We start from the raw sequence: 26806 nt of genomic DNA on the forward strand, positions 1-26806 counted from the left end.
GTTCCGGGGTCGGGGCGCCAGTCGGTGATGGGGACGACGCCGGGGGCCAGCAGGTCCAGGCCCTCGAAGAAGCCGGCGAGCTGCTGCGGGCTGCGCAGGTAGTAGGCGGCCGCGCCGGTCTCGTTGTAGAGCCGGGTCGCCTCGGCGTTCCCCTCATTGGTGTCGACGCTGTCGTTGAACGCGAAGTAGCTGCCCGACGGCAGTGCCCCCATCAGCGTGCCGACGATGGCGCGTGCCTGGTCGTAGTCGGCGATGTGTCCGCTGACCTGCATCAGGGTGAGGGCGACGGGCTGGGAGAGGTCCAGCGTCTTGGCGGCTTCCCGCAGCACCGTGTCCGGGTCGTGCAGGTCGGCGTCGATGTAGTCGGTCACACCCTCGGGCGTGCTGGTGAGCAGTGCGTGGGCGTGGGCGAGCACCAAGGGGTCGTTGTCGACGTAGACGACGCGGGCCGTGGGTGCCACCTGCTGGGCTATGTCATGCGTGTTGTCCGCCGTCGGCAGCCCGGTGCCGATGTCGAGGAACTGGCGGATACCGGCCTCGCCGGCCAGGTGGCGGACGGCGCGGCCGAGGAACGCTCGTGAGTCGCGGGCCAGGTCGGTGATGCCGGGGAACATCTTGATGAAGGCGTCGCCCGCTTCGTGGTCGACGGGGTAGTTGTCCTTGCCCCCCAGCCAGTAGTTCCAGATCCGGGCCGAATGCGGCACCGTCGAGTCGATCTTCGCTAACGCTGCTGTGTCAGGGGCGGACCATTCCTGCGACACCCGACAACCTCCTTGGAGCGAGCCGTTGTTGACGTTGGAAGTACCAGTGGCATACTCCCAACCCCAGTCGCTCACAGTCCAGTTGCGGGAACGTCAGGGCGTCAGCGAGACGCGCAGCCCGACCGTGCCCTCCTTGCCGCGGCGAATTCGGCTGCCCAGGAGGGTGAGGCGGCCGACGAGTCCGTACTTGCGGGCGAGGAGGCGGCGGTAGTGCTCGGCCGTGGCCGGGTCGACGATCTCGGCCCGCCCGGGGACCTGCTCGCCGGTCGGGTTGCCCCGCAGGTCACAGGGGCCCACGAGGATGTCGGCGCGGTTACGGATCCGCTTGACCTTCCAGGAGTCCTCGACCGTCCAGACGCCGAGCGTCTCTCCGTCCCGCACCACCCACACGGGTGTCGCGACGGGCGTTCCGTTTTTTCGGTAGCTGGTGATCAGCACGTACTTGCCCGCGCCCAGCGCGTCCAGCGTTGTCTCGTCCATGACGGGAGTGTAGGCGGGCCTGCAGATCACCCGGCCGTCCGGTCGTGTCGGCCGTCAGGACAACTGGCCGCCGTAGTCGGGCAGCTTGAACGTGCGTTCCGCGTGGCCGCCGACGAGGTCGGTGTCGTTGTTGCCGATGTTGGCGATGATCGTGTACCCCTTCGCCTCGATCTCGGCGCGCTTGCCGGTCTTGTAGGCGCTGACCTCTTCGAACAGGTCAGGGAGATCGCGCGCGTAGAGACCGGAGACGGGGTAGCCGACGGTCTTGAGGTTCCAGTCGGTGAGGCTCTCGATGATGCCCGGCCGGGCGGTGACGCAGAAGATGTCGACGCCGCGGGAGCGGGCGTAGCCTGCCAGGTCGAGCGAGGGCTTGAGGGCCGGGGTGGGCAGCTGGTACCAGGGGTGGAAGTCGGTCTCCAGCGTGGTGTTGTCGATGTCGAGGACGACGGCGAGTTTCTGTCCCGCGGTGTCCTGCGTGCGCTGCTGGATGTAGGGCCTGGCCTGGTCGATGACGGCCTTGACGTCGCGCTGCCAGGTGTCGTAGTCGACCTCGGCGGCCTGGGCCGCGGCCACGCTCGCCGTGGCTTCGGCAGGGGCCGCGGCGGCGGATCCCGTGGCGCCGACGGTTCCCCCGACGCCTAACGCCAGGATCACGGAGACCGCCCCGCCCTGGGGGGAGGAAGCGGCGGCGGGGGTCCCACCGTCGCCGCGATCGTCGCGGTCATGCCCATCGATGGTGCGGAACCGGCGCGAAAGTTACCGATTGGTAGACGGCGCCTTGTGCATCAGCCGGAGAAGGCGTCCCCCGGCCGGGCTGGGACGGTAATGGCCTCGCCAGGCTTCAACTGGTGCGCGATGATGTTTTCGGCGGACAGGCAGGGGGCAGAACCGTGGCTCATGTGCGCGCGGACCCGGTACGGGCCGTTCCCGGCGGGCGGCCCCTCGAAATCGCCTGCGACGAATCGGGATCGGACGGCGAGAACCTCACCAGTGGAAACACGGATGTGTTCGCGCACGCGAGCGTGCATCTGCCCGTCGAATTCGCCGCACATTCCGTCCAGGTGATACGCGACCGGATTCGGTCCCCCGCCGAGGAGTACAAGGCGAACCACCTGCTGCGGGAGAAGCACCGGGCGGTTCTGGAGTGGCTGCTCGACACCGGCGGCCCGCTGTGCGGACATGCCCATGTGCACCTGACGGAGAAGCCGTTCTTCGTGGTGGACCGCATGGTCGACCTGCTCCTCGGGGAGGCGGGAACGGCGGCCGTCACCCTCTACCGGGAGGGCCGGAACGCGTTCGGCGACGAGCGGTGGCGGGGTTTTCTGGAATCCTCGAACAGTCTGCTGCGGGTACGGAACAACGGAGAGGCGGGCGCCCCGGTCGATGCCTTCTTCCACCTGGTCGGCGCGCTGTCCTGGACGTATTCCGGTGACGGGAGCGGAAACGAGCTGGGGGACATTCTGGCCGCTCTCCTCGCGGCCCGCTCCCGTGCCGACGCCTATCGGGCGCGGATCGCCGAAACGCCCGCCGTTTTCCCCGTGCTCAATCCCCTGCTTCCGGCCATTGTGCGGACAGCGGCCCACTGGAGCGGTGAGGGCCGGCCCGTCTCGCTCGTGCACGACCGGCAGAACATGCTCACCGAGGAGCGCATCGCCTGGCTGAAGAAGACGGCCGACCTCGCCGGGCTGCGGCTCGTCGCCGCGCGTTCGGATCCACGGGTGCAGCTCGCCGACTTCCTCGCCGGCATCGCACGCAAGATCGCCTCGGACGAGCGGGGCGGCCACGGCGACGCCCGGCTCACCACGCTCCTGCGCCCGTACGTCGACCCGTACTCCGTGTGGGGCGACGACCGCAGCTGGGCCGTGCTCGCCCCGGCCGCCGACGGCGACCGGACCCCGGCTCAAGCACCTGTGAAGATCCCCGGAGTGCCGACGGATCCCAACGTGCCCCTCTACATTGCGCGTTGACACCCGCAGCACACAGGAACCACAGGAGCCCAGCCCGTGACGCAGACCCCGGACATCTCCCAGCGCCCCTCCCAGTCGACGACGGCGATCGGGTGGGTGAAGCTCCACCTGGACGTCGACGCCTTCGACCTGGCGCGCTTCCAGCCGTACGTCGACACGTGCCGCACCTCCGGCATCCGGCTGACCACGCTGTCCGAGCTCGGCGACACCCCGGAGCACCGGCGCGCCCTGTACGAGCTCAACAAGGAGTGCTCGGCGGACATCCCGCAGCGCGGCGCGTTCCACACCTACGACGAGTACCACCGGCGGCGCTTCGAGGCGCCCGGCTTCGATCCGCGCGGTGTCGTACTAGCCCTCGACGGCGAAGCCTGGATCGGGATGGCCGCGTCGTCGGACCAGCGGGCCTCGGGGTTCGTCTTCAACGAGATGACCGGGGTGCGGGCCCCCTACCGCGGGCGGGGCATCTCGGTGGCGATGAAGACGTACGGCATCGGCTTCCCCGGGATCTGCGGGGTGAGCACGGCCCGTACGGTCCACCATCCGCTGAACGTGAGCGCGATCGCCATGAACCGGTCGATGGGATACGCCGACGCCGCGTGGTGAACACACGGGCCATGCTGCACGTATGAGGGAAGGGCGCTCAACGACGGGGGTCCTGGCGGTGGTTGACGCCGTGCGGTTCGGTGTTCGGGAGCCATGGAATGAGGCACGCACGACGACGGGTCGTCCGGCGAGTGGCACGGCTGGCGGCAGTCGGCGGACTGCTCTGCGGAGGACTGATGGTCACGCAGGCCATGGCGAGCGAACCACCAGCCACCGCGACCTCTCCCCCGACGAGCACGGCCCGCACCGTGGCCGACACCGGCTCGGGACTGGTGTCCGAACTCGGCGACTCGCGCACGGCGGGCTCGTGGATCGCGTCCGACGGAGAGCCGGTCGTCGCGGTCACCGACGAGGAGGCGGCTGCCGAGGTGAAGGCCGCGGGGGCGCGCCCGAAGAAGGTGCGTTACAGCATGGAGGACCTCAACTCCGCTACGAAGGAGCTGCGTTCGGCGCCACGGGTGGCAGGCACCTCGTGGGCCATCGACCCCTCGTCCAACGAGGTCGTGGTGCGCGCCGACAAGACCGTCTCCAAGGACGCCTGGTCGCGCATGACCCGCATGGCCGAGGAGATCGGCGGCTCGGTGCGGATGGAGCGCACCGAGGGCACCTTCACCACCCGGCTCAACGGCGCCCAGCCGATCTTCTCGACCAGCGGGCGCTGCTCGGTGGGCTTCAACGTGACGAACGGGCAGAGCAGGTTCATGCTCACGGCCGGGCACTGCGGGCCGGCGGGTTCCGTGTGGTTCGGCGACACCCAGGGCAACCGGCAGGTCGGCCGGACCATCACGTCGAACTTCCCGGGCGCCGACTTCTCCCTCGTGCAGTACGACAACGAGGACGAGAGTGAGGACTCCAACGTGGTGGCCATCGGCGAGGGGCGCGGTGTGCGCATCACGTCGGTGGCCGATGCCACGGTCGGCCAGAAGGTGTTCCGCAGCGGCAGCACCAGCGGGCTGGCCGAGGGCGAGGTGACCGCGCTCAACGCGACGGTCAACTACCCGGAGGGCACGGTCACCGGGCTGATCGAGACCACGGTGTGCGCCGAGCCGGGCGACAGCGGCGGCCCGCTCTTCTCCGAGAGTGTCGCCCTGGGAGTGACGTCCGGCGGCAACGGGGACTGCAAATCCGGTGGGACGACGTTCTTCCAGCCGCTCACCAAGGCGCTCACCGCGCTGAACGTGACGTTGGCCGGGGTGTCCGACACTCCCGCGGATCAGGCCTCGCCGTCGGCGGGGGCGGCAGACGGGGCCGTGGAGCCCGGGGCGGCGCAGCCGGGTGCGGTGCAGCCCGTGGAGCCGTCGGAAGCGGTGACCTCACTGGTGGAACAGATCACGAACCCGCGGAACGTGGGACCGGGGCTGCTGGTCATCGCGGGGAGTCTGGTGGCGTTGGTCGCGACGAGGTACATCCGTACGGAACAGGAGCGGAACGCTTACCGTCGGCAGTATGCGCGGAGCTGGGGCTGACTTGCCGGGTTTCGGGTCCCGTCTGCCGGGGTCCGTTGCCGTCTGTCGGCTGTTTGTGGCTGGTAGCGTCCACGCGGCGGAGCCGCAAATGTCACAGCCCCGCGCCCCTTTTGGGGCGCGCCCCCGAGCGGAGCGCGCTCAGGCAGCCGACCCAGGAGAAGCCGCGGCCCACTCCCTCACCAGGCGCTGGTAGTCGCGCCGCTGTTCCCCGTTGAGTGTGCCGCCGCTCCGGGACCACAGGGCCCGGATCTCCTCGTTGACCTGGGCTGCAGTTCTTTCCGGTCTTTCCAGGACTACTTCAGCACTGGTGGACATGGCGTGAACCATACGTGGTCACACGTGAAGCCGATGTGAGTAAAGCCGACGCTTCGGGCATTACGGAACGTGAAGCTCCTCACTCTGCGTTCGCACCGCCGCCCTGGTCCGTGCCGAGCACCAGCACCTGGATCGCCAGCACCGCGGCCCCGCGCGCCCAGTCGTGGAAGTCCGACACCTTGGTCTCCAGGGGGACCGGTTCGGCGAGCGGATGACGGTGGGCACGGATGGTCTCCCACACGGCTTCGCCGGCGACGTCGATCAGGCCGACGCCCTCGCCGGCGAGCACGATCTTCTGCGGCATGACGAAGTTGGAGATCTGGGCGACCAGCGTACCCAGGGCGCGCGCCGCCTCGTCGATGATGCGTGCGGGCATGGGCTCGCCCGCGGCGGCGGCGGTGAGGATCTCCTCGTACGTCAGGTCACGGCCGGTGGCGGCCCGGATCTGGTAGCGGATGCTGGGGATGGTCAGCAGGGAGACCGCACTGCCGCGTGCACCCTCGGGGGTGAGCGGGCCATTGGGGTTGACGATCCAGTGGCGGCCGAACTCGCGGTCCTCCTCGGCGCAGGGCACCCGTCTGCCGCCGAGGACGAGCCCGTAGCCGATGCCCGCGCCGATGGTGAGGACGACGAAGCGCTCCAGTCCGCGCCCGCCGCCGAACCAGATCTCGGACTCGACCAGCCCGCCGACGTCGTTCTCGACGACGACCGGCAGCCCGGTCCGCTCCTCGACGAGTTCGGCCAGGCGTACGTCGCGCCACGACAGGAACGGGGACTCCCCGACCACGGCGCTGTCCCGGACCAGGCCGCCCACCCCGATGCCGACGCCGGCGAGACCGTGGTGCGCGCGGGTCAGCTCGGCGATCATCTCGCCCAGTTGGTCGGCGACGCGGTCCGGGTCGTGCGTGGTGAGCGGGCGGTCGTAGCGGGCGACGATCTCGCTCCGGAGTGTGGTGACGACGCCGTAGACCATGTCCTCGGTGATCTTGAAGCCCACGAAGGTGCGGGACTCGGCGACGACGTCGAGCGGCTGGGAGGGTCGCCCCTGCCGCACCCCGGCGAGCACGGCGCCCTCGGGAACCTCGACGAGGAGGCCCGATTCGAGCAGTGGCTTGGTCAGCCGGGTGAGGCTTCCCGCCGAGAGGCTGAGCCGCCGGGCGATCTCGGCGCGGGACAGCGGGCCGTGGACGAGCACCTCGAGCGCCACCGCGCGTTCACCCGTACTGAGCGGCAGCCAACTGGCGGTCCGTGTGGTCATGGACGTCGGACTCCCCCAACCCAAGATTTCTTTCACTGCGGAAGTAACGGCCGCAGTCTATGTCTCGATCTCTGCTGCCGAAAAGATGTCCGCAGGACTCTTGACGCCACAATTATTCCGCCCCAAAAGTAAGTGGCCTGAGGACGAGCCGCCGATGAGGGAGTCCCCCGATGACCGTCGCCTCCAGCAGTCCACCATCACGCCTACCACTGAGCGGCGCCGAGGCCGTGGCGCCCTCCCGGAAGGCGAAGGCCCGCCCCGGCGGTGATGGGGCCCTCGCGGCCGTCTTCATCGCTCCGGCGATGCTGGGCTTCCTGGTGTTCCTGCTCTGGCCGACGCTCCGCGGCATCTATCTGAGCTTCACCCGCTTCAACCTGCTGACCCCGGCGGAGTGGGTGGGGCTCGACAACTACGTCCGCATGGTCAACGACCCGATCTTCTGGGACTCGTTGAAGGTCACCGTCGAGTACGTCGTCATCAACATCGGCATCCAGACGGTGTCGGCGCTCGCCATCGCCGTCCTGCTCCAGCGGCTGACCCAGTCGGCCGTGCTGCGGGGCATCGTCCTCACCCCGTATCTGATGTCGAACGTCGTCGCCGGCCTGGTCTGGCTGTGGATCCTCGACACCCAGCTCGGCATCGGCAACGAGATCATCAGCGCCGTCGGACTCGACCGCATCCCCTTCCTCGCCGACGAGACCTGGGCGATCCCCACCATCGCCCTGATCAACGTGTGGCGTCACGTCGGCTACACCGCCCTCCTTCTCTTCGCGGGTCTCCAGGCGATCCCGAACGGCATGTACGAGGCGGCCAAGGTCGACGGCGCGAGCGAGTGGCGGATGTTCTGGCGGATCACCATGCCGTTGCTGCGGCCGGTGCTCGCGGTCGTGCTGATCATGACCGTGATCGGGTCGTTCCAGGTGTTCGACACCGTCGCGGTCACCACCGCGGGCGGTCCCGCGAACGCGACCAACGTCCTCCAGTACTACATCTACGGATCCGCCTTCGGCCGCTTCCAGTTCGGCTACGCCTCGGCGATGTCCGTCGCGCTGCTGGTCGTGCTCAGCGCGATCACCGTCCTGCAGTACCGGCTCACTCGGGCCGGCCAGTCCGACCTCGGCTGACGGAAAGGAGACACCGACATGGCTGCCATGACCGCCGCGACGACAACACCGCCGGCCGTACGACCCGTCAGGCGCAGGTTCTCCCCCGGGCGGGCCGCCGCCTGGGCCGTGATGGGGCTCATCGTCCTCATCACCCTGCTGCCGTTCTACTGGATCCTGCGCACCGCACTCTCCACCAACGCGGGCCTGAACGCCGACCCCACCAGCCCCCTCCCGGTCGACGTCACCGGCAGTGGCTTCGAGCGGGCCCTCGGGCTGCAGTCGACCAAGGAAGCCATCGCGGAGGGCGGCGCGGGCGGCGGGCTCGACTTCTGGCGCTATCTGCTGAACTCGGTGATCGTCTCGACCCTGATCACCGGCTGTCAGATCTTCTTCTCCGCGATGGCCGCCTACGCCTTCGCACGGCTCAACTGGCGCGGCCGGGACACGGTGTTCGGCCTGTTCCTGGCCGGACTGATGGTGCCGACCATCTTCACCCTGCTGCCGAACTTCGTGCTCATCAAGCAACTCCACCTGGTGGACACGCTGTTGGGTATCGCCCTGCCCACCCTCTTCATGACGCCGTTCGCGGTGTTCTTCCTGCGGCAGTTCTTCATGAACATCCCCCGGGAGGTCGAGGAGGCGGCTCTGCTCGACGGAGCGGGGAAGGTCAAGATCTTCTTCCGGGTGATCCTGCCGATGGCGTCGACGCCGGTCATCACGCTGTCCGTGCTCACGTACATCACCTCCTGGAACGACTACTTCTGGCCGCTGATGGTCTCGTACAGCGACAGTTCGCGCGTGCTGACCGTGGCACTGGCGATCTTCCGGGCGCAGACCCCGGCGACCGGCGTGGACTGGTCGGGGCTCACGGCGGCAACGCTGATCGCCGCGCTGCCGATGCTGGTGCTCTTCGCCTGCTTCGCCCGCCGCATCGTCAGCTCCATCGGCTTCACCGGGATCAAGTGAGGGAACCCTGATGCGACTTCGTACGCTGACCGCGCTGACCGGAGCGCTGACGCTGTCCCTGCTGACCGGCTGCGCGAAGGGCGACTCCACCGGGGCGTCCGCGAGCACGGTGACGTACTGGCTGTGGGACGCCAACCAGCTGCCCGCCTACCAGGCCTGCGCCAAGGGGTTCGAGACGGAGAACCCCGGGCTGAAGGTCAGGATCACCCAGCTGGGCTGGAGCGACTACTGGACCAAACTCACCGCGGGTTTCATCGCGGGCACCCAGCCGGACGTGTTCACCGACCACATCCAGAAGTTCGGCCAGTTCGCCGATCTGAAGGTGCTGGAGCCGCTCGACGACCTGGACATCAAGGAGTCCGACTACCAGCCGGGCCTCGCCGCCAACTGGATCGGCCAGGACGGCCACCGCTACGGCGCTCCCAAGGACTGGGACACCGTCGCGCTCTTCTACAACGACAAGATGGCGAAGTCGGCCGGTCTCACCGCCGAGCAGTTGGGCAGCCTCTCCTGGAACCCGGAGGACGGCGGCACCTTCGAGAAGGCCATCGCCCACCTCACCGTCGACCGGAACGGCAAGCGGGGCGACGAGCCGGGCTTCGACAAGAACAACGTCAAGGTGTACGGGCTGGCCACCAACGGCGGCGGCTTCGCCGACGGCCAGACGCAGTGGAGCCCTTTCACCGGCTCCGCCGGGTGGAGCTACACGGACAAGGCGCGCTGGGGCACGAAGTACCAGTACGACAGCAACACCTTCCAGTCCGTCGTCAACTGGTACTTCGGCCTGGCGAAGAAGGGCTACCTGGCGCCGTTCTCCGACTACAACATCCAGTCCAACCAGGCCAACACCCAGGTCGCCGCGGGCAGGGCCGCCACCGCCTTCGACGGTGCCTGGATGATCTCGACGTACGACGGTTTCAAGGGCAGGGACATCAAGTCCGCCCCCACCCCCATCGGCCCGAGCGGCAAGCGCGCCACGATGATGAACGGCCTCGCCGACTCCATCACGAAGGCCTCCAGGAACAAGGCCGGCGCCCGGAAGTGGGTGGCCTACCTGGCCTCCGACGAGTGCCAGAGGGCCGTCGGCGCCTACGGGGTCGTCTTCCCGGCCACTCCGGCCGGCACCGAGGCCGCCGTCGCCGCCTACGAGAAGAAGGGCATCGACGTCTCCGCCTTCACCCAAGCCGTGGCCGACAGGAAGGACTTCCGGACCTTCTCCTTCCCGATCACCGACTACGCGGCGGACGTGCAGGCGCTCATGCAGCCCGAGATGGAGGCCATCTACGGCACGGGCAAGCCGGTGAGCAGCCTCGACGAGACCAACGACCAGATCAATCTCATCCTCGACCAGTGAAGGGCACGCCTTACATGACGTTCTCCCTCGGCATCGTCGGCGCCGGACAGTTCTCGGGCCAGTTCGCCAAACTGTTCCTGGCCCACCCCGGCGTCAGCGACCTGTACGTCACCGATCTGCTCCCCGACCGGGCCGAGCAACTCGCCGCCGCCGAAGGCCTCACGGGCACCTTCCCGTCCTACGAGGCCATGCTGGAGTCGAACGCGGTGGACGCGGTCGCGATCTTCACCCAGCGGTGGACGCACGGTCCGCTGGTACTCCAGGGCCTGAACGCGGGCAAGCACGTGTACTCCGCCGTCCCCATGGCCGTCACCACACAGGAGATCGCGGCGATCATCGACGCGGTGAGGGCGACCGGGCTGACGTACATGATGGGCGAGACCAGCCAGTACAACCCGGCGACCGTCCACGCCCGCAACCAGATCGCCCAGGGCGCCTTCGGCCGGATCTTCTACGCCGAGGGCGACTACGTGCACGACATGGACCTCGGGTTCTACGAGGCGTACCAGTACAGCGGCGGCGAGAACTGGAAGGCGACCGCCAGCTATCCGCCGCTGCTGTACCCGACGCACGCGGTGGGCGGGGTGCTCGGGGCGTGGCAGACGCACGCGGTGAGCGTGTCCGCGATCGGTGTGGTCGACGGACGCGGCGACGGTGTCTTCGACAAGGACGTCAGCCAGTTCGGGAACGACTTCTCCAACGCCACCGCGCTGTTCGAGGTGGCGGGAGGCGGCTCGTTCCGTACGAACGAGTTCCGGCGCGTCGGCTACCCCTCGCACATACGGGAGTCACGTTTCCGGTTCTTCGGGACGGACGCCAGCATGGAGCAGCTTGCGACGGTGGCCCTGTGGCAGGACAAGAAGGGGGTGAAGGACATCAGCGAACTGCTGGAGCCCAAGCCCACCCTGTCTCCTGACGACCCGTCGCTCCAGCACATCGCGCCGGACCTCCGGGCCGCCTTCACCTCCGGGTCGGCTCCCGTGCACGACCGCTCGCGCCTGCCGCGGGAGTTCGACAACCTGCACAACGGGCACGAGGGCAGCCATCACTTCCTGGTCGACGACTTCGTCACCGCGGTCAACACACGGACACTGCCGTCCGTGAACGCCTGGACGGCCGCCCGCTACACCCTGCCGGGCATCATCGCCCACGAGTCAGCCCTGCAGGGCGGTGCGAGGCTGGACATCCCCGACTTCGGGGACGCCCCGGAGGCGTGACGGCCACGTGAGCCGGGCGCCTGCACTGCGTCAGGTGCCCGGCTTGCGGCCGTACACGTAGACGTCGTCGCCCTTCTTCAGCAGCGACCAGTACTTCTTGGCGTCGGCCTTGGTCATGTTGACGCAGCCGTGCGAGCCGGGCGGGTTCCACATGCTCACGCCGGCCGAGTGGAAGGCCTGGCCGCCGTCGAAGAACTGGCTGTAGGGCATGGGCACGTCGTAGATGGACGAGACGTGATCGATGTGCCGCCAGTAGATCTTCTTCAGTCCGGTGCGGGTCTCGTAGCCGTCACGGCCGGTGCGCACCGGCACCGGTCCGTGCACGAGCTTGTCGCCGTCCTGGATCCAGCTGAGCTGGAGCGTGAGGTTGACGCAGGCGATGCGACCCTTGTTGACGGGGCACTTGCCGTCCTTGTTGGGTTTGTCGCCCACGGCCTTCTGCTTGCCCATGAGGTCCATGACGCCCCAGGTCACGGGGCCCGCGTAGCCGATGTTCGGTGTGATGCCGTGCTTGGTCTGGAACGCCTTGATCGCCGAGCAGTCGGCGGCGGACTGCCTGCCGTCGACGGGCCGCCCGAGGAACTTCTCGACCTGCTTCTGATACGGGCCGGTCGACGTGGTGCAACTCGCCGCCTGCGCGGGCGCGGTGCCCAGTGCGAGAGTGAGCGGTGCCACCAGTCCGGTGATCCCGAGTGCGACGGCGCCCCGTCTGCGTATGTCCCCCATGGCGGGCCTCTCTGTGTGCCTGCTGGTCGCTGCTTCTGCTTGCTGGACACTCGGTCGGGGCAGAGGGTTGTACGAAGGGGCACGCCGAGACGAAACGATCGCACGGTCATGTGGATCACACTGCGGGAATTCGCTGGATTTCTCGTTCGGGAACCGCATTGCGGAGATAGAGTCTCCCTATGACCAACAGTGATTCCGTGTCCCGTGTGGCCCTCAAGAAAATCACCCCCGCCGTGTCCGGAGCGATGGGCTCCCTGCATGCTGCCGCTGTTTCCGCGGCCCAGGACGCGAAGGTCGAGTCGGAGATCCTGGAACTGATCAGGATTCGCGCGTCGCAGATCAACGGCTGCGCGTTCTGCCTGGACATGCACACCAAGGACGCGCGCGCCAAGGGCGAGACCGAGCAGCGGATCTACGCCCTGAGCGCCTGGCGGGAGACTCCGTTCTTCAACTCGCGGGAGCGTGCCGCACTGGCGTTGACCGAGGCAGTGACGCTGGTGCACGACGGACACGTCCCGGACGCCGTGTACGCGGAAGCCGCCGAGGTGTTCGACGACGAGCAGATCGCGGCGCTGATCTGGGCGGCCACCGTCATCAACGCGTACAACCGGATCGCGATCGCCACGCGGATGGTGCCGGGCGCCTACCAGCCCGTCCCGAAGAAGGACTGACCTTCGGAGACTGGTCCTCGGAAGAGCGACAGATTTTCCAGCGACTGAATTTCGAAGAAGAAATATCCGGTCAGAATTCTCCAATATTCGGGAACGTTTGATCGCGCCGGGCCGTATCACTTTCGGCCCGGCGCGTCCTTGCACCCGTGTGTGCCCGTGAATTCAGTTGTCCGGCAGTGGCTCCATGAGGTCGTCCAGCCACTGCCGCCATTCCGGGGCGTGCACGGCGGGCCCTGCGGTCAGCGGGCGGCCGGTCCAGGCGCGCACGGGACGGATTCCGTGGAGGGCGTTGACGAGCCACACCTCACGGCCGTCCAGTTCCGCCAGGGTGCGCTCGTGGTGGGCGACCCGGATGCCGGTGCGCGTGGCCCGTTCCTGGACGAGCGCCATGGTGACCCCGGCGAGGACGGGCAGGCGCGGCGGCGGCAGGCAGAGAGTGTCGTCCTCCCACCACAGCAGGCTGGAGTTCGCCGCCTCCAGCACCACCCCGGAGGGCGCGATCAGCACCGCCTCGTCCGCGTCCGCCCCGGCGGCCCGGCCCCGGACCCGGGCCAGCGCGTCCAGGTCCGGCCCCTTGCGGCGCGGCACGGTGCGCGGATCGGGCTGGCCCGCCGCCCACACCCGTACGTCCGTGCCGAGCGGTGGCGCGTGCCGCAGCAGCAGGCGCAGCTCCAGGGAGCCGGCCACGAGTTCGACGCGAGGGAACCACTCCCCCGTGCGCGGGAGCGCGGCGGTCATGTCGTGCCAGAACTCGATGAGCCGCCGCAGGGGAGGCGCGCCGCACTCGCCGCAGGCCCGCAGGAAGCGTTCACGGTGCCGGTCGAAGCCGCGCACCCGCCCGTCACGCAGCAGCCAGGAGTCCGCGACGAGCAGCCGCCCGCCCTGCGCCGGTGCGGGGGTGAGACCGCGGTCGGGAGACCACGCCAACAGTCCCTCCGCGATGGCCGGTTGTGTCAATGCGGTTCCTCTCAGTACTTCCGGCCGGCGGCGGCCGGAGAGCCGTGCCGGGGACCGTAGGGCGCGTGCTCCAGCCAGGCGCCGCACCGCGGCACAACGGGGGCGAGGGCCGCGGCCGCGCGCTGCTTGACGCGTACGATGCGCCGATGGGGCCGCAGATGGTCCAGGGCCGTGCCCGCGGCCGCGCTGTTGAACAGGCCTGCCTGGCGCCGGAGTTCGGCGAAGGCGGCGACCGCCTCGGGGGTGCCTGCGGCGACGGCCCGCGCGGCGGCGGCCGCGTCCGCGATGCCGCTGTTCATGCCGCGCGCCCCGAACGGCGGGAAGAGGTGGGCGGCCTCGCCGACGAGCAGCACCCGGCGGCCCGGGTCGGTGTAGGAGGCGGCGACCTTGCGCAGGAAGCGGTACGTCGACACCCACAGGATCCGCTCGTCGTAGCCGTCGCCCACCGCCGCGGGCAGCCAGCGCCGTACGGCCTCCTCGGTGCCGTGCTCCTCCTGCCGGTCGTCGTCGCGGCACTGCAGGTCCACCTGGAAGCCGCCGGTGAACGGTACGCGCATCACGCTGCGGCCGCCGAGTTCCGGATGCTCGTAGTGGAAGACCCGTTCCAGCGGCAGCTCGGCCCCCGGGGTGTCGGCCACGTCCACGACGACGTGGAAGCCGTCCCCGTGGGTGCCCTCCATGGCGATGCCGAGCTCGCGCCGTACGGCCGAGCGGGCGCCGTCGGCGGCGACGGCGTGCGTGCCGGTCCACACACGGCCGTCCTCGTCGGTGAGGGCGACCTCGTCCGGGGTGACGCGCACGCCGGAGATCCGGGCGCCCCACACGAACTCCACTCCGGCGTCCTCGCAGGCGGCGAGCAGGAACCGCTCGGTGTCCACCTGGCGCAGGCTGGTGAAGGGCGGGATGCCCGTGGGTGGCGGGAAGGTGCGCGCGTACACCTCGCGGCCCCTGTAGAGGGTGCGTTTGGTGTGCCAGGTCTGCCCGTAGCCGGTGATCTCGTCGGCGAGTCCCGGGCGCATGCCGTCGAGGAGTTCGAGGGTCTCGCGGTGGACGAACAGGGCGCGGCTGCCGGGCCGTTCGCGGCCCTCGGGGTCGGCCTCCAGGAGCGTCACCGGGAGGTCCTGGGCGCGCAGGGCGAGGGCCGCCGACAGGCCCACGGGTCCGGCGCCGACGACCAGGACCCGGCTCATGCAACCGTGCTCTCGGTGAGCATGCGGGTGATCTCCACCCTCTTCACCTTCCACGTGGACGTCATCGGCAGGTCCTCGAACTTCCACTGGCGCGGCTCGGCCATCGCGGGCAGGTCTGCCGTGGCCTCCTGCCAGCGGCCCATGTCGAGGGGCTGCTCGCCGCGGACGCACACCACGGGTACGGGTTCGCGGTCCGCGCCCCGCACGATGACGACCTCGCGCAGTTCCTCCAGTCGGGACATCAGCGTGTCCTCGACCTCCAGGTTGCTGTGCACGGAGTCGATCTGGTCGATCTCACGGTCGATCAGGTACAGGGCACCCCAGCGGCTCTGGTAGCCCATGTCGCCCATCTCCCACCAGCCGTCGTTGAGCTGGCGCAGATAGCGGTCCCGGGCGCCGAGGTAGGTGAGGATGCGGCCGCGGGTGCGGGCCTCGATGCGTCCGGCCGTACCCGGCCCGACCCGCCGGCCGGAGCCGTCCGCGACCCGTACCCGGGTGAAGCCGGGGATGCCGATGCCGACCCGGCGGCCGTCGGCGCGGGCCGCGCTGCGGCGGGTGAACCACTGGAAGGCGACCGGGCCCGTCTCGCTCTGCCCGTACAGCTGGATGAGCCAGGGCGAGCGCCGCTGCGAGGCGTCCAGGAGCCGCTGCACGGTGCGGGGATGGATCGCGTCGAAGGTGGAGCCGTAGCTGCGGACGCGGGACAGCGGCGCTCCGGGCGCGTCCACCAACTCCTCCCACAGGACGAAGGTGTTGGGGTGGGTCTCGACGATGCCGGGTCGGTGCCGGGCGAGGATCGGGCCCACGGAGGACGGGTCCGGGTCGGTGATCAGCACCAGCGGGCTGCCGAAGTGCAGCAGGACGCCGAGGAGATGGTAGAAGCGCGAGTGCACGAACGACATGTGCAGGGCGGCGGTCTCGCCGCGAGTGGGCCAGCCCATGGCCTTCTGCGGGACGAGCCGGTTCCACATGGTGTTCGGGCAGTGCACAGCGAGCTTGGGGACGCCGGTGGTGCCCGAGCTGTGGGTGATGAGGGAGGCCTCCCTGGGGTGGAGCCGTACCGGTGCGGGGGTCGCGGCACCCGTGTACTTCTCCAGTGGCTCGGCGCCGGGCGCCTCGTCCACGGACAGCGTCCGCCGTACGACGTCGGTGAGCTCGACGTCCTTGAGGGGGCCCTCCAGTTTGGCTCTGTCGGTGATCAGCCAGGGGCGGCGGAGCCGTTCGAGGAGCTGGCGGACGACCGGGCCCGCGAGCCCCGGCGACAGGAGGACGGGGACGGCTCCGATGCGGGAGACCGCGCAGGTCAGCAGGACGATGTCGACGTTGTCCGTCTTGTGGACGACCACTTCCTCCGAGGGCCGTACCCCGGCCTCCCAGAGGCGGCCGGAGAGTTCCTCGACCACGTCGGCCAGCACCGTGTAGCTGAGGTCGACGCCGAGGTCGGGGTTGACGTCGAGCGGGTGGTCGAGGGTGACGAAGACGCCACCGTGGCGGTCGGCCGCCTCCCGGAACATCGAGCCGAGGTAGAAGCCACGGTCGGCGGGGAGCAGGGGCTGCGGCTGTCGCATGTGCCCAATCCTTTCTGCGGGAGGCCGGGTCACCACGCGCCCTCGCGGACGAGGTGGCGGCGGAGCTTGCCGGTGGGGGTACGGGGCAGGGACGGGACGAAGCTGACGCTGCGGGGGACCTTGAAGGCGGCGAGCTTCTCGCGGGCCAGGCAGATGAGTTCGGCCTCCAGGCCCACGGGGATCGGGGTGGCGGGGACGACGAAGGCCCGCAGCCGGCTGGCGCCGCGCTCGTCGGCGACGGCGGCCACCGCCACTTCCCGGACCGCCGGATGTCTGCGCAGGAGGGCCTCCACCTCCAGCGGGGAGACGGTGATGCCGCCGACCATCTCCATGTCGTCGGCCCGGCCCAGGTGCCGGAAGGTGCCGTCGGTCTCGCGGCGGGCCCGGTCCCGGGTGTTCAGCCAGCCGCCGACCAGGGTGCGCTCGGACTCCTCGGGGCGGTTCAGGTAGCCGGCGGTCAGCGTCGGGCCGCGCACCCAGAGTTCGCCCTCCTCACCGTCCGGAACCTTGTTGCCCGCAGGGTCGCGCAGCTCCACCTCGAAGCCGGGGACGGGGCGGCCTACGGTGCCGGGATGGTTGTGCTCGAAGCTGTTGGCGCAGAAGGCGTGCCCGGCCTCGGTCGAGCCGATCTGCTCCAGCACGGGCGCGCCGAGCAGCTCGGTGACCTGCGTGCCCAGACCGGCGGGCATGCCCTCGCCGGCCGACACGGCGGCGCGCACCGAGGCGAAGCACGTCTCGTGCCCGTTGCCCCGGTCGGCGACGAGCGCGGCGTACGCGGAGGGCACGGAGTACAGCATGGTCACGCGATGGCGGGCGACGATCTCGTCCACGGCGGCTGGGGTGGGCCGGCGGTCCACCAGGACGGCGGAGGAGCCGGAGAAGAGCGGGAAGACGAAGGCGTTGCCGAAGCCGTAGGCGAAGTACAGCTTGGACACCGACAGGGTGACGTCGTCCTCGGTGATGCGCAGCAGCCGCCTGCCGATGAGGTCGTGGTACGTCTTCGGGTCGCCGTGGCAGTGGACGACCCCCTTGGGGTGGCCCGTGGTGCCGGAGGTGTACTGGATGTAGAGCGGGGTGTGCGCATCGACCGGGTGGGCGTCGGTGGCCGGTTCGGCGGTCGTCGTGAGGGCGATGAGCTGATCGGCGCCGAGGCGGGTCCGGCGGGGGAAGTTGTCGTCGAGTCCGGGTCCGGTCACGCAGAGCGCCGCTTCGGTGTCGTCGGCCATGAACTGGTGTTCGGGCGGGGTGAGTTCGGGGTTGACCAGGACGGCGACGGCTCCGAGCCGGGCGCTGGCGAGGAAGGCCGCCACCCAGGCCACGGAGTCGGGCAGGGCGAGCAGCACCCGATCGCCGGGACGCACTCCGTGGTCGGCGAGCACGGTGGCCGCGCGGGCCGCGAGGTCGTGCACCTCGCCGTGGGTGAAGGCACGGTGGCCCTGGTGGAAGGCGATGCGGTGGGTCCACTCGCGGCGTTCGGCGAGCGCGGCGAGATGGGCGGCGAGGTTGCCGGGGGCGGCCATGTCGGCGGGGACGAGGGTGGACTGCGGTGTCGTCATCGGGCGTGCTCCTCAGCGGTGGCCGGGAGGGCGGAGCGCTCGGTGTGCTGGTGGGCCCGCATCTGGGCCGCGGTCTTCAGCAGCATCTCGTCGTACTCGGCGACCGGGTCGGAGTCCAGGACGATCGCGCCGCCGGCGCCGAGGTGCATACGGCCACCGGTGAACACGGCGGTGCGGATGACGATGTTGAGGTCGGCGCCGCCGCTGCACCCGAAGTAGCCGAGGGCTCCGGAGTACACGCCGCGGGCCTCGGTCTCCAGTTCGTCGATGATCTCCAGGGTGCGCAGCTTGGGCGCGCCGGTCATCGATCCGCCGGGGAAGCAGGCGCGTACGCAGTCCACGGCGCCGGTGCCGTCGCGCAGCCGTCCCTCGACGGTGGAGACCAACTGGTGCACGGTGGCGTACGTCTCGGTGGCCATCAGGCGGGAGACACGGACGCTGCCGGTGGCGCAGACGCGGCCGAGGTCGTTGCGGAGCAGGTCGACGATCATGAGGTTCTCGGCGCGTGTCTTGGCGTCCGCGGCCAGTTCGTCCCTCAGTCGCAGGTCCTCGTCGGGTGTCTCACCGCGCGGCGCGGTCCCCTTGATGGGCTTGGCCTCGGCGATGCCGTCCCGGGTGATCCGCAGGAAGCGCTCGGGTGACGAGCCGGCCACATCGAGGTCCCCGAACCTCAGGAAGGCCGCGTACGGTGCCGGGTTGAGGCGGCGCAGCACCCGGTAGTAGTCGTACGGGTCGTACGACACGGGCAACCGGGCGGCGTTGGTGAGGCAGATCTCGTAGCTGGTGCCCGCCCTGAGTTCGCGCCCGCAGGCCTCGATGTCCGCGAGGTAGGTCGCCCGGTCGCGGACCAGCCAGGGTTCGGCAGCGGAGGTGTTCGGCTCGGTGGTCGTGGGCGGGGCCGGGACCTGCTCGGCGGACGCCACGAAGGTGAGCTGGGCGGTGGCGGTGTCGAGCCAGTCGGCGGCCTCGCGGGCGGCCTGGGGGGTGTCCTCGGCGACACAGACGGCGTAGGTGCAGCCCTCCTCGTGGTCGACCGCGATCAGCCGGTCCGCGAACAGCCAGCAGGCGTCGGGGGTTTCGGCCCGGTGGCGGTTCGGGGAGCCGCAGTCGGCCTTGGTCTCGTAGCCGAAGTAGCCGACGTAGCCGCCGGTGAAGTCGAAGGGCAGTCCGGCCCCGTCGACGCGGCGGGTCGTCAGCTGCCGCTTCAGGTAGTCGAAGATGCTCGCCCGGACCTTGCGCGGGGGCAGTCCGGGCCGCTCGACCTCGCAGACCCCGGCGGTGGCGTCGTAGCGGACGAACTCGGCGAGGGGGCCGCTGCCGTCGCCGAAGAACGAGAAGCGGGCGCGGCCCTCCTCCACCTGGGAGCTGTCGAGCCAGAACGCGCGGGGCGCGTCGGCGCACATGCGGGTGAAGGCGGCCTCGGCGTCGATCGCCGTGGCGATACGGCGGGTGTGCAGCCGGTAGGCCGGGCTGGGGGACCGTCGCTGACGGGGGATCGCGGCCGCTGAGGGGGTGACGGCGGTGTTCTTCGTACGCGGCCTTGAGGCCCGTTCCGCGGTCATGTTGCGGAAGTTGACGAGCATCCGGTGGCCGTAGTCGGTGAGGACGGACTCGGGGTGGAACTGGACTCCCCACAGGGGCCGGGTGCGGTGCCGCAGCCCCATGACCACCCCGTCCTCGGACCACGCGGTGGCCTCCAGGGTCTCGGGCAGTGGTTCGCTCACCGCCAGCGAGTGGTAGCGGACCGCGGTGAAGTTCTGCGGCAGCCCCTGGAACAGGTCCCGGTCGTCGTGCCGGACGGTGGAGAGGTATCCGTGGCGGGGCTCGGGTGCGGCAGCCACGTTCCCCCGCTCCCCCACGGCGATGCCCTGGTGGCCCAGGCAGACGCCGAGGACGGGGACCGTGGACCGGGCGATGACCCGTGCGGCGATGCCGAAGTCCCGCGGCTCCGCGGGGTGTCCGGGTCCCGGCGACACCACGACGTTGTCGAATTCCCTAAGGTCCGGGATGCCGTCGGGCGGGGTGTCGTTGAGGACGACCACCGGTTCCTCACCGTTGACCTCGGCGATCAACTGGAACAGGTTGTACGTGTACGAGTCGTAATTGTCGATGAGCAGGGTCTTCACCCGCCCACCCCCCTTTGATCGTTCGCGGACCTAAACGGCCCGTCGCTTGTGCCGTCCGCGGAGCGCCTGGAGCGGCGGGTACAGCCATTTCTTGAAGAAACGCTGCAGCCGCGGCATGAGAATCCAGGTGACCATGGCCGTCACGGCCAGGCACAGCAGCAGGGTGCGGAAAAGAGGATTAACACTTTCTAGGTAAGGGAGTGCGGTCAGATTGAAAAGGAGCACGGGCGGGAAGACCGCGCTCAGGTTGACGAACCAGAGTTTCCATTTCGGTGGTGGCCGGGGTGCGGCCGGCGTCACGGCCTGGGAGTCGAACCAGGCCTTGGAGCCGTTCATGGTCCGCCGGTCGGTCTCCTGTCCGAGGCCCTCCAGCCGGGCGGCCCACTCGGCCCAGGTGACCGAGTTCTCCCAGGCCCGGATCGAACCATCGCTGTCGAAGCGGTAGACCACATGCCAGTCAGCCTCTCCGTCGACCAGTACGCCACCACCGAGGAAACCCTGCTGCTGCGCACTCTCGCGCAGCACGGCCCACCCCCAGGAGTGGAAGTCGGCCTCACGGCCCGGCACCACGCGATACGCCACGGTGACGGTAACGGGATTCCTGCTCACCCCGTCGAGTACGGATAACAACCACGTCACGTTCAAAGATTCAACGAAGAATTTTCAGCTGTCCGAAACGGAACCCTATGTCATCCTTTCGTCCGGCTTGACGTCATCTGCCGAACCATACCGCTGGTAACTTCCTCGGAATTCCCGAAAGCGGTTGCCGGGCCAGGAAAGGAAGGAGCACGATCGCCATCCGGCTCGGCAAGAAAGCAAAGGAGAGCCATGTCCCGCTACGACTGGAACATGAACCACGAGGGAATTGATCGGGCCCGCGCGGCGATCGAACCCATCCGAAAGGAAGTGACCGCGCACCCGATCTACCAGCGAATGAACAGCCGTGCGGACATGGCGACGTTCCTGGAACACCATGTGTTCGCGGTGTGGGACTTCATGTCGCTTTTGAAGTCCCTCCAGCGGGAACTCACCTGCGTGGACGTCCCCTGGGTGCCGCTCGGGTCGGAAGTGAGCCGGCGGCTCATCAACGACATCGTGCTGGTCGAGGAGAGCGACGAACTGAACGGCGGCTTCACCAGCCACTTCGAGCTGTACCGCGCGGGCATGGCGGAGGCGGACGCGGACACGACGCGCATCGACACCTTCCTCGACCTGGTCAAGGAGGGCCACGACGTACCCGCCGCGCTGCGCGTCGCTCAGGTCCCGGCCCCGGCCGCCGAGTTCGTCCGCACCACCTTCGAGATCATCTCCGAGCGGCCGCTGCACTGCCGGGCCGCCGCGTTCGCCTTCTCCCGGGAGGACCTCATTCCGGACATGTTCGACCAGGTGATCAAGAAAGAGAGCACCGACCGCTTCCCCCTCTTCTGCGACTACCTCGCCCGCCACATCGAGGTCGACGGCGAGGAACACACCCCGATGGCCATGCAGATGGTCGCCGACCTCTGCGGCGAGGCCGACACGCGCTGGCAGGAGGCGGCGGAGACGGCGAAGCTCGCCCTGGAGGCGCGGATCCGGCTGTGGGACGGCATCGTCGAGGCCCTGGGATGACCTCCTCGGGCTGACGGCCCGGTAATGACCTTCTCGGGCTGACGGCCCGGGAATGGCCTCCTCGGAGTGACGGCCGAGGACTGGCCTCCTCGGACCGACGGCCGTGGGACCGGCCTCGGTCCGAGGACCGTGGGGAGCCGCCCGCGCTGGGGTTGCGGGCGGCCCCCACGAAATCGCTACTGCCCGACGCGGAACGCGAGTTGAGCGGCTGTACCGTGACCGGCGTACTGGAAGGGGAGGGCAACCGCCCCACCATGCCCTGCCCCGCCGGAGGTACCCGATTCCGTGACCGTCACCAAGGCAGCGCCGCCCCGCGCCGACCGCCACGACGCGGACGAGCAGCAGAGCCGACAACACAACTCGCCCCTCGCCCTGATCATGCTGCTGCTCCTGGTGGTCGCCCTCCAGGGGCCGCTCCGCGGGGCGCTCGCCGCTCCGGTGATGCAGAGCTGGATGACCGTGTTCGTGGCGGTGGTGGTGCAGGCCCTGCCGTTCCTCGTGCTCGGTGTGCTGCTGTCGGCGGCGCTCGCGGTGTTCGTACCGCCGTCGTTCTTCGCCCGCGCCCTGCCGAAGAAGCCCGCGCTCGCGGTGCCGGTCGCCGGAATGGCCGGGGCGGTGCTGCCCGGCTGCGAGTGCGCGTCCGTGCCGGTGGCCGGGGCACTGGTGCGGCGGGGCGTCACCCCGGCGGCGGCGCTGGCGTTCCTGCTGTCCGCGCCGGCGATCAACCCGATCGTGCTGACCGCCACCGCCGTCGCGTTCCCCGGCGACCCGGAGATGGTCCTCGCCCGGTTCGTGGCCAGTCTGCTGGTGGCCTGCGCGATGGGCTGGCTGTGGCACCGACTGGGCCGCAGCGACTGGCTGCGGCCTCCGGCCCGGCCGGCGACGGAGGGCCCCGGCAAGGGGGCCGCGTTCTGGGGGTCCGTACGGCACGACGTGATGCACGCCGGCGGTTTCCTCGTCGTGGGTGCGATGGCCGCGGCCACGCTCAAGGCCGTCGTACCGGAGCACTGGCTGCGCAGCGCGGCCGACAACCCCGTGATGGCGGTGCTCGCCCTGGCGATCCTCGCCGTGGTGCTGTCGATCTGCTCCGAGGCGGACGCGTTCGTGGCCGCGTCCCTGTCGCAGTTCTCGCTGACCGCCCGGCTCGCGTTCCTCGTCGTGGGGCCGATGATCGACCTGAAGCTGTTCGCGATGCAGGCGGGCACGTTCGGCCGCGGTTTCGCACTGCGCTTCGCCCCCGCCACGTTGGTTCTGGCCGTGCTGGTCTCGGTCCTGGTGGGGGCGGTGCTGCTGTGAACCGCCAGGCCCAGGCAGTCATCCTGTTCCTCGTCGGCGTGGCCGTGCTGCGCGCCGGCTTCACCGACCTCTATCTCCGGTACGTCAAGGCCGGCTTGCAGCCGCTGCTGCTCCTGGCCGGCGTCGTCCTGATCGCCGCGGCCGCCGCCACGCTCTGGTACGGCCGGCGGCGCCCCCGCACGGCCGGCGGTGACGAGCCCGAGCCGCACGAGGGCCATGAGGGTGGCCACGTCCACCGCGAGCCGCGCGTTTCCTGGCTGCTCGTCCTGCCGCTTGTCGCCCTCATCCTGGTCGCCCCGCCCGCCCTGGGCTCCTACAGCGCGATGCGCGCGGGCACCGCGCTCCAGGAAGCCCCCTGGGGCTACCCGAAGCTCCCCGCCGGCGACCCGCTCCGCCTCGAACTGGCCGACTACGCCGGACGCGCGGTCTACGACCACGGACGCTCCCTCGGGGACCGTCACGTCAAGCTCACCGGCTTCCTCGCCCTCGACGAGCACGGCACCGCCTATCTCGTCCGCATGACCCTCAACTGCTGCGCCGCCGACGCCCAGCCGGTCAAGGTCGGCCTCTCCGGGGAGCTCCCGCCCGTGCTGCGGCCGGACACCTGGCTGGAGGTCACCGGCACCTACACCGGCAAGCAGGTCAAGGACCCTGTCAACGACGGCGTCATCCCCTTCCTCAAGGCCACCGAGGCCAGACCGGTCAAGGCTCCGCGCGACCCGTACGACGAGAGCTTGAACGGCTGATGCCCGCGCCGGGGCGGGTGCCTGGCAGGGGCGGGTGCCCCGTACGGCACCCGCCCCCTCTCCTCACCGCTGCCGCATCACACACCCGCGGGCTGCGGCACCGGAGTCGCCAGCCGGCCCGTACGGTGCAGGCCGTACAGGGCGGCCGCGCAGGCGGCGCCCAGCGCGCACAGCGAGATCCAGGGCAGCGCGGGCATCCCCGCCTCGCGGGCGGCATCGAGGGCAGCGCCGGTCAGCAGGTTCCCGAGCGTGATGCCGATCCCGCAGATCGTGTTGTAGAGCCCGTAGTGCGTGGCGACCAGACGGTCACCGGAGAGCCGGACGATCGTCTCCATCTCGAAGGGGTACGCGATCATCGTGCCGACCGCCAGCAGCAGCGCGGCGAGCGTGGGCGGCACCGCGGCCAGCAGCCACAGCCCCACGCCGGACTCCGGGACGGGCACGGCGGTGGCCGCCAGCAGCGGCACGAACGCCAGGCCCATCACGGCCAGCCCCCGGGTCAGCGACTGACCCGGCTCGTACCGGGCCTTGCACCAGGCCGTCACCCTCGTCTGGCCGAGGATCGTGCTCAGCCCGGAGACCGCGAACAGCACCGCCACCGCCGCCGTACCGAACTCGCCGTCGCCGCCGAGCCGGCGCACCTCCAGCGGCAGCGACAGATAGACCTGGAACGTGAGGACGTACGAGCCGATCATGGCGCCGGAGAAGAGCAGGAACGGCCGGTTGGCGAGGATGCCCCGCCACTGGGCGAGCACGCTCTCGCGGCCCTCCTCGGCCGGCTCCTCGCGGTCCTGAGCCCTGCGGGTCGGCAGGGCACGGATCTGCACGACCGACAGCAGTGCGAAGATCCCGGCCGACACCAGACAGGTGATCCGGAAGTCCACCCCGGTCAGCACCATGCCCACGAGGGGGCCGAGGAGGATACCCGCCTGATAGAAGACGTTGAACAGGGCGAACGCCTCGACCCTGCGCTCCCCCGCGTCCGCCGCGAGATAGGCGCGTACCGCCGGGTTGAACAGCGCGCCCGCGAGACCGGTCGCGGCCGACGCCACGATCAGCGCGGCCAGCGAGTCCACCAGCCCGAGCGTCGCGAAGCCCACCGTGCGCAGCACGCATCCGGCGACGATCAGCGGCTTGTAGCCGAACCGGTCGGCCAGTGTCCCGCCGACGAGGAACATGCCCTGCTGGCTGAAGTTCCGTACGCCCAGGACGAGTCCGACGAGCCAGCCGGCCAGACCGAGCGTTCCGGACAGGTGGGCGGCCAGGTACGGCATCAGCATGTAGAAGCCGAGGTTGATGGTGAACTGGTTCACCATCAGCAGCTGGACGCTGCGCTCGTACGACCGCAGCTGTGCGAAAGTCCCCTTCACTTGCCCTCCTCCTCCGAGGGCGTGCGCAGGACGAGCGGGTCGACGACGTCGGTGCACCGGGTCCAGCGGGCGACCTCCCTCTCGTCGGCGCGGCCGATGAGCTCCGGCTCCGGGGGCGGCGGCACATCGAGGAGCCCGTGCCGGGCGCAGTACTCGTCGTCGTACACCGTGCCGAGGTAGCGCTGCGGCCCGTCGGGGAAGATCGCCGCGATCCGCGCGTCGGCGGGCATGGTACGGGCCAGCCAGCCCGCCACGAGGGCCACGGCACCCACGCTCCAGCCGCCGGTGGCGTAGTGCGAGGCCGCCAGCTTCCGGCAGGCCCACACCGCCTCGTGCGGGGCGACCCAGTGGACCTCGCTGAAGTAGTCGTACGCCACGTTGCGCGGATAGATGCTGGAGCCGAGGCCACGCATCACCCTGGTCCGGGCGGGCTGGCCGAAGATGGTCGAGCCGATGGTGTCGACGCCGACGATCGTGATCTCCGGGTAGAGCTGGCGCAGCACGCGGCCGATGCCCGCGGAGTGCCCGCCGGTGCCCACGCTGCACACGAGGACGTCGATGTGCCCCAGCTCGGAGGCGAGTTCGAGGGCCAGCGGGGTGTACGCGGCGGTGTTATCGGGGTTGTTGTACTGGTCGGGGCACCAGGAACCCGGGTGCTCCTTCAGCAGTTCGACGACCCGGTCACGCCTGGCCTGCTGCCAGCCGCCCGTGGGGTGGGGATCGTCGACGATGTCGACATGGGCGCCGTAGACACTGAGCAGCCGGGTCATGGACGGCTCCAGACCGGGGTCGGTGACCAGGGTGACGGGGTGGCCGTGCACCAGTCCGGCCAGGGCGAGGCCCAGGCCGAGGGTGCCGCTGGTGGACTCGATGATCCGTCCACCGGGGCGCAGGTCCCCGCGGGCGCGGGCCCGTTCGACCATGTACAGACCGGGCCGGTCCTTGATGCCTCCCGGGTTGAAGCCCTCCAGCTTCGCCCAGAAGCCGCGGCCGGCCGGGGCCAGAGGCTCCGACACGCGCAGCAACGGGGTGCCCCCGACCAGCGTCGACAGGGCGGAACGGCTGGGCGTGACAGGGGTGTTCGTGGTCGTGGTCGCAGTGGCGGCGGTGTTCGTGTCGATGGTCGTGCCGGCCTTCATGGTCGTGCTGTTGTTCATGGTCGTGCTTGCGCTCGTCAGTGACTGCATGTCCGTTCGCTCTCGCTCGATGAATGCGTGCGCGTGCTCATCTCGCGCCACGGCCTCGGGGGGGGCAGGTCGGTCGGTCCTGCCCGTCGGCCGGTGGGCGCGGCAGCCGGTGCGGTCGGCTGCGGGCGAGAGGTCTAGATCCGCCAGCGTGAGGTGCGAACGAGGGCTGTCCGTCCCGTACGTGCTCGTCGGCGTCCACAGAGCCGACACGGACGACGCCTCACGGTCGTGAGAACACCGGTGAGCGGCACCGCCCCCGCGGCGGCGGGTGGTTGCTCGGCCGCGGCGGCGGTGGTCGTACGGAGGGCTCCA

The 26806-nt window shown here is 69.9% G+C and carries 25 protein-coding genes; 11 read left to right on the forward strand and 14 right to left on the reverse strand.

Going from position 1 to position 26806, the window contains the following annotated elements; all coding sequences use genetic code 11:
• The 3 genes from FPZ41_RS22795 to FPZ41_RS22805 form a co-directional block, all read right to left on the reverse strand.
• Positions 1-761, reverse strand: a 761-nt coding sequence (locus FPZ41_RS22795; RefSeq protein ID WP_322620588.1) for an SAM-dependent methyltransferase, incomplete at its 3' end; no start/stop codon positions are given.
• Positions 762-854: 93 nt separating this feature from the next.
• Positions 855-1241 (reverse strand): PPOX class F420-dependent oxidoreductase, encoded by a 387-nt coding sequence (locus FPZ41_RS22800; RefSeq protein ID WP_152865396.1) that lies wholly within the window; start codon positions 1239-1241, stop codon positions 855-857.
• Between the two features lie 54 nt (positions 1242-1295).
• A complete protein-coding gene (locus tag FPZ41_RS22805; protein ID WP_322620589.1) occupies positions 1296-1895 on the reverse strand; it encodes an HAD family acid phosphatase in 600 nt (199 codons plus the stop codon).
• 236 nt (positions 1896-2131) lie between these two features.
• Here FPZ41_RS22805 and FPZ41_RS22810 point away from each other — a divergent pair, with 236 nt between their 5' ends.
• The 3 genes from FPZ41_RS22810 to FPZ41_RS22820 all read left to right on the forward strand — a co-directional run bounded on the left by FPZ41_RS22810 (position 2132) and on the right by FPZ41_RS22820 (position 5277).
• Positions 2132-3208 (forward strand): hypothetical protein, encoded by a 1077-nt coding sequence (locus FPZ41_RS22810; protein ID WP_322620590.1) that lies wholly within the window; start codon positions 2132-2134, stop codon positions 3206-3208.
• 36 nt (positions 3209-3244) lie between these two features.
• Positions 3245-3811 carry a GNAT family N-acetyltransferase gene (locus tag FPZ41_RS47235; protein WP_322620591.1) on the forward strand — a complete coding sequence of 189 codons (567 nt, stop codon included), beginning with the start codon at positions 3245-3247 and terminating at the stop codon, positions 3809-3811.
• Between the two features lie 98 nt (positions 3812-3909).
• Complete coding sequence (locus FPZ41_RS22820; RefSeq protein ID WP_152865398.1) at positions 3910-5277, forward strand: S1 family peptidase; 1368 nt, start codon at positions 3910-3912, stop codon at positions 5275-5277.
• A gap of 138 nt (positions 5278-5415) precedes the next feature.
• Here FPZ41_RS22820 and FPZ41_RS48565 read toward each other — a convergent pair whose 3' ends face one another.
• Both FPZ41_RS48565 and FPZ41_RS22825 read right to left on the reverse strand, forming a co-directional pair.
• Positions 5416-5604: a hypothetical protein gene (locus FPZ41_RS48565; RefSeq protein WP_228022911.1), complete on the reverse strand. Its 189-nt coding sequence runs from the start codon at positions 5602-5604 to the stop codon at positions 5416-5418.
• 67 nt (positions 5605-5671) lie between these two features.
• Entirely contained in the window at positions 5672-6850 is a 1179-nt protein-coding gene (locus FPZ41_RS22825; RefSeq protein WP_152865400.1) for an ROK family transcriptional regulator, read from the reverse strand.
• A 170-nt stretch (positions 6851-7020) separates the two neighbouring features.
• Here FPZ41_RS22825 and FPZ41_RS22830 point away from each other — a divergent pair, with 170 nt between their 5' ends.
• From FPZ41_RS22830 to FPZ41_RS22845, 4 genes are read left to right on the forward strand one after another with little or no spacing between them, the layout of a single operon-like run.
• Entirely contained in the window at positions 7021-7974 is a 954-nt protein-coding gene (locus FPZ41_RS22830; protein ID WP_152865402.1) for a carbohydrate ABC transporter permease, read from the forward strand.
• Between the two features lie 18 nt (positions 7975-7992).
• Positions 7993-8922, forward strand: coding sequence for a carbohydrate ABC transporter permease (locus FPZ41_RS22835; RefSeq protein WP_194236183.1), 930 nt, complete (start codon positions 7993-7995; stop codon positions 8920-8922).
• Positions 8923-8932: 10 nt separating this feature from the next.
• Positions 8933-10276 (forward strand): ABC transporter substrate-binding protein, encoded by a 1344-nt coding sequence (locus FPZ41_RS22840; protein ID WP_152865404.1) that lies wholly within the window; start codon positions 8933-8935, stop codon positions 10274-10276.
• Positions 10277-10290: 14 nt separating this feature from the next.
• Complete coding sequence (locus FPZ41_RS22845; protein WP_152865440.1) at positions 10291-11493, forward strand: Gfo/Idh/MocA family protein; 1203 nt, start codon at positions 10291-10293, stop codon at positions 11491-11493.
• A 30-nt stretch (positions 11494-11523) separates the two neighbouring features.
• Here FPZ41_RS22845 and FPZ41_RS22850 read toward each other — a convergent pair whose 3' ends face one another.
• A complete protein-coding gene (locus tag FPZ41_RS22850; protein WP_152865406.1) occupies positions 11524-12219 on the reverse strand; it encodes a L,D-transpeptidase family protein in 696 nt (231 codons plus the stop codon).
• Between the two features lie 179 nt (positions 12220-12398).
• Here FPZ41_RS22850 and FPZ41_RS22855 point away from each other — a divergent pair, with 179 nt between their 5' ends.
• A complete protein-coding gene (locus FPZ41_RS22855; RefSeq protein ID WP_152865407.1) occupies positions 12399-12890 on the forward strand; it encodes a carboxymuconolactone decarboxylase family protein in 492 nt (163 codons plus the stop codon).
• Positions 12891-13052: 162 nt separating this feature from the next.
• On the opposite strand, the gene FPZ41_RS22860 is transcribed toward FPZ41_RS22855, so the two are convergent.
• From FPZ41_RS22860 to FPZ41_RS22885, 6 genes are read right to left on the reverse strand one after another with little or no spacing between them, the layout of a single operon-like run.
• Positions 13053-13847 carry an aminotransferase class IV gene (locus FPZ41_RS22860; RefSeq protein ID WP_152865409.1) on the reverse strand — a complete coding sequence of 265 codons (795 nt, stop codon included), beginning with the start codon at positions 13845-13847 and terminating at the stop codon, positions 13053-13055.
• 11 nt (positions 13848-13858) lie between these two features.
• Positions 13859-15037 carry an FAD-dependent monooxygenase gene (locus tag FPZ41_RS22865; RefSeq protein ID WP_152865411.1) on the reverse strand — a complete coding sequence of 393 codons (1179 nt, stop codon included), beginning with the start codon at positions 15035-15037 and terminating at the stop codon, positions 13859-13861.
• Positions 15034-16605: a class I adenylate-forming enzyme family protein gene (locus FPZ41_RS22870; protein ID WP_152865413.1), complete on the reverse strand. Its 1572-nt coding sequence runs from the start codon at positions 16603-16605 to the stop codon at positions 15034-15036. Before FPZ41_RS22870 ends, FPZ41_RS22865 begins: the two co-directional genes overlap by 4 nt.
• Positions 16606-16634: 29 nt before the next feature.
• Positions 16635-18161: a benzoate-CoA ligase family protein gene (locus FPZ41_RS22875; RefSeq protein WP_152865415.1), complete on the reverse strand. Its 1527-nt coding sequence runs from the start codon at positions 18159-18161 to the stop codon at positions 16635-16637.
• On the reverse strand, positions 18158-20287 hold the full coding sequence (gene pabB / locus FPZ41_RS22880) for an aminodeoxychorismate synthase component I (protein ID WP_322620592.1): 2130 nt from the start codon (positions 20285-20287) through the stop codon (positions 18158-18160). The genes FPZ41_RS22875 and pabB overlap by 4 nt, the downstream gene beginning before the upstream one ends.
• Before the next feature lie 30 nt (positions 20288-20317).
• Positions 20318-20932: an antibiotic biosynthesis monooxygenase gene (locus FPZ41_RS22885; RefSeq protein WP_152865417.1), complete on the reverse strand. Its 615-nt coding sequence runs from the start codon at positions 20930-20932 to the stop codon at positions 20318-20320.
• A gap of 183 nt (positions 20933-21115) precedes the next feature.
• Here FPZ41_RS22885 and FPZ41_RS22890 point away from each other — a divergent pair, with 183 nt between their 5' ends.
• The 3 genes from FPZ41_RS22890 to FPZ41_RS22900 all read left to right on the forward strand — a co-directional run bounded on the left by FPZ41_RS22890 (position 21116) and on the right by FPZ41_RS22900 (position 23937).
• Positions 21116-21895 (forward strand): DUF3050 domain-containing protein, encoded by a 780-nt coding sequence (locus FPZ41_RS22890; RefSeq protein WP_194236184.1) that lies wholly within the window; start codon positions 21116-21118, stop codon positions 21893-21895.
• 285 nt (positions 21896-22180) lie between these two features.
• Positions 22181-23191 carry a permease gene (locus tag FPZ41_RS22895; protein ID WP_322620593.1) on the forward strand — a complete coding sequence of 337 codons (1011 nt, stop codon included), beginning with the start codon at positions 22181-22183 and terminating at the stop codon, positions 23189-23191.
• Positions 23188-23937: a TIGR03943 family putative permease subunit gene (locus FPZ41_RS22900; protein WP_322620594.1), complete on the forward strand. Its 750-nt coding sequence runs from the start codon at positions 23188-23190 to the stop codon at positions 23935-23937. Before FPZ41_RS22895 ends, FPZ41_RS22900 begins: the two co-directional genes overlap by 4 nt.
• Before the next feature lie 77 nt (positions 23938-24014).
• Here FPZ41_RS22900 and FPZ41_RS22905 read toward each other — a convergent pair whose 3' ends face one another.
• Positions 24015-25307: an MDR family MFS transporter gene (locus FPZ41_RS22905; protein WP_322620595.1), complete on the reverse strand. Its 1293-nt coding sequence runs from the start codon at positions 25305-25307 to the stop codon at positions 24015-24017.
• Entirely contained in the window at positions 25304-26446 is a 1143-nt protein-coding gene (locus tag FPZ41_RS22910) for a PLP-dependent cysteine synthase family protein (RefSeq protein WP_194236186.1), read from the reverse strand. Before FPZ41_RS22910 ends, FPZ41_RS22905 begins: the two co-directional genes overlap by 4 nt.
• Positions 26447-26806 lie beyond the last annotated feature (360 nt).

It is taken from the genome of Streptomyces acidicola (assembly GCF_009377235.1).
GTDB classification, from domain to species: domain Bacteria; phylum Actinomycetota; class Actinomycetes; order Streptomycetales; family Streptomycetaceae; genus Streptomyces; species Streptomyces acidicola.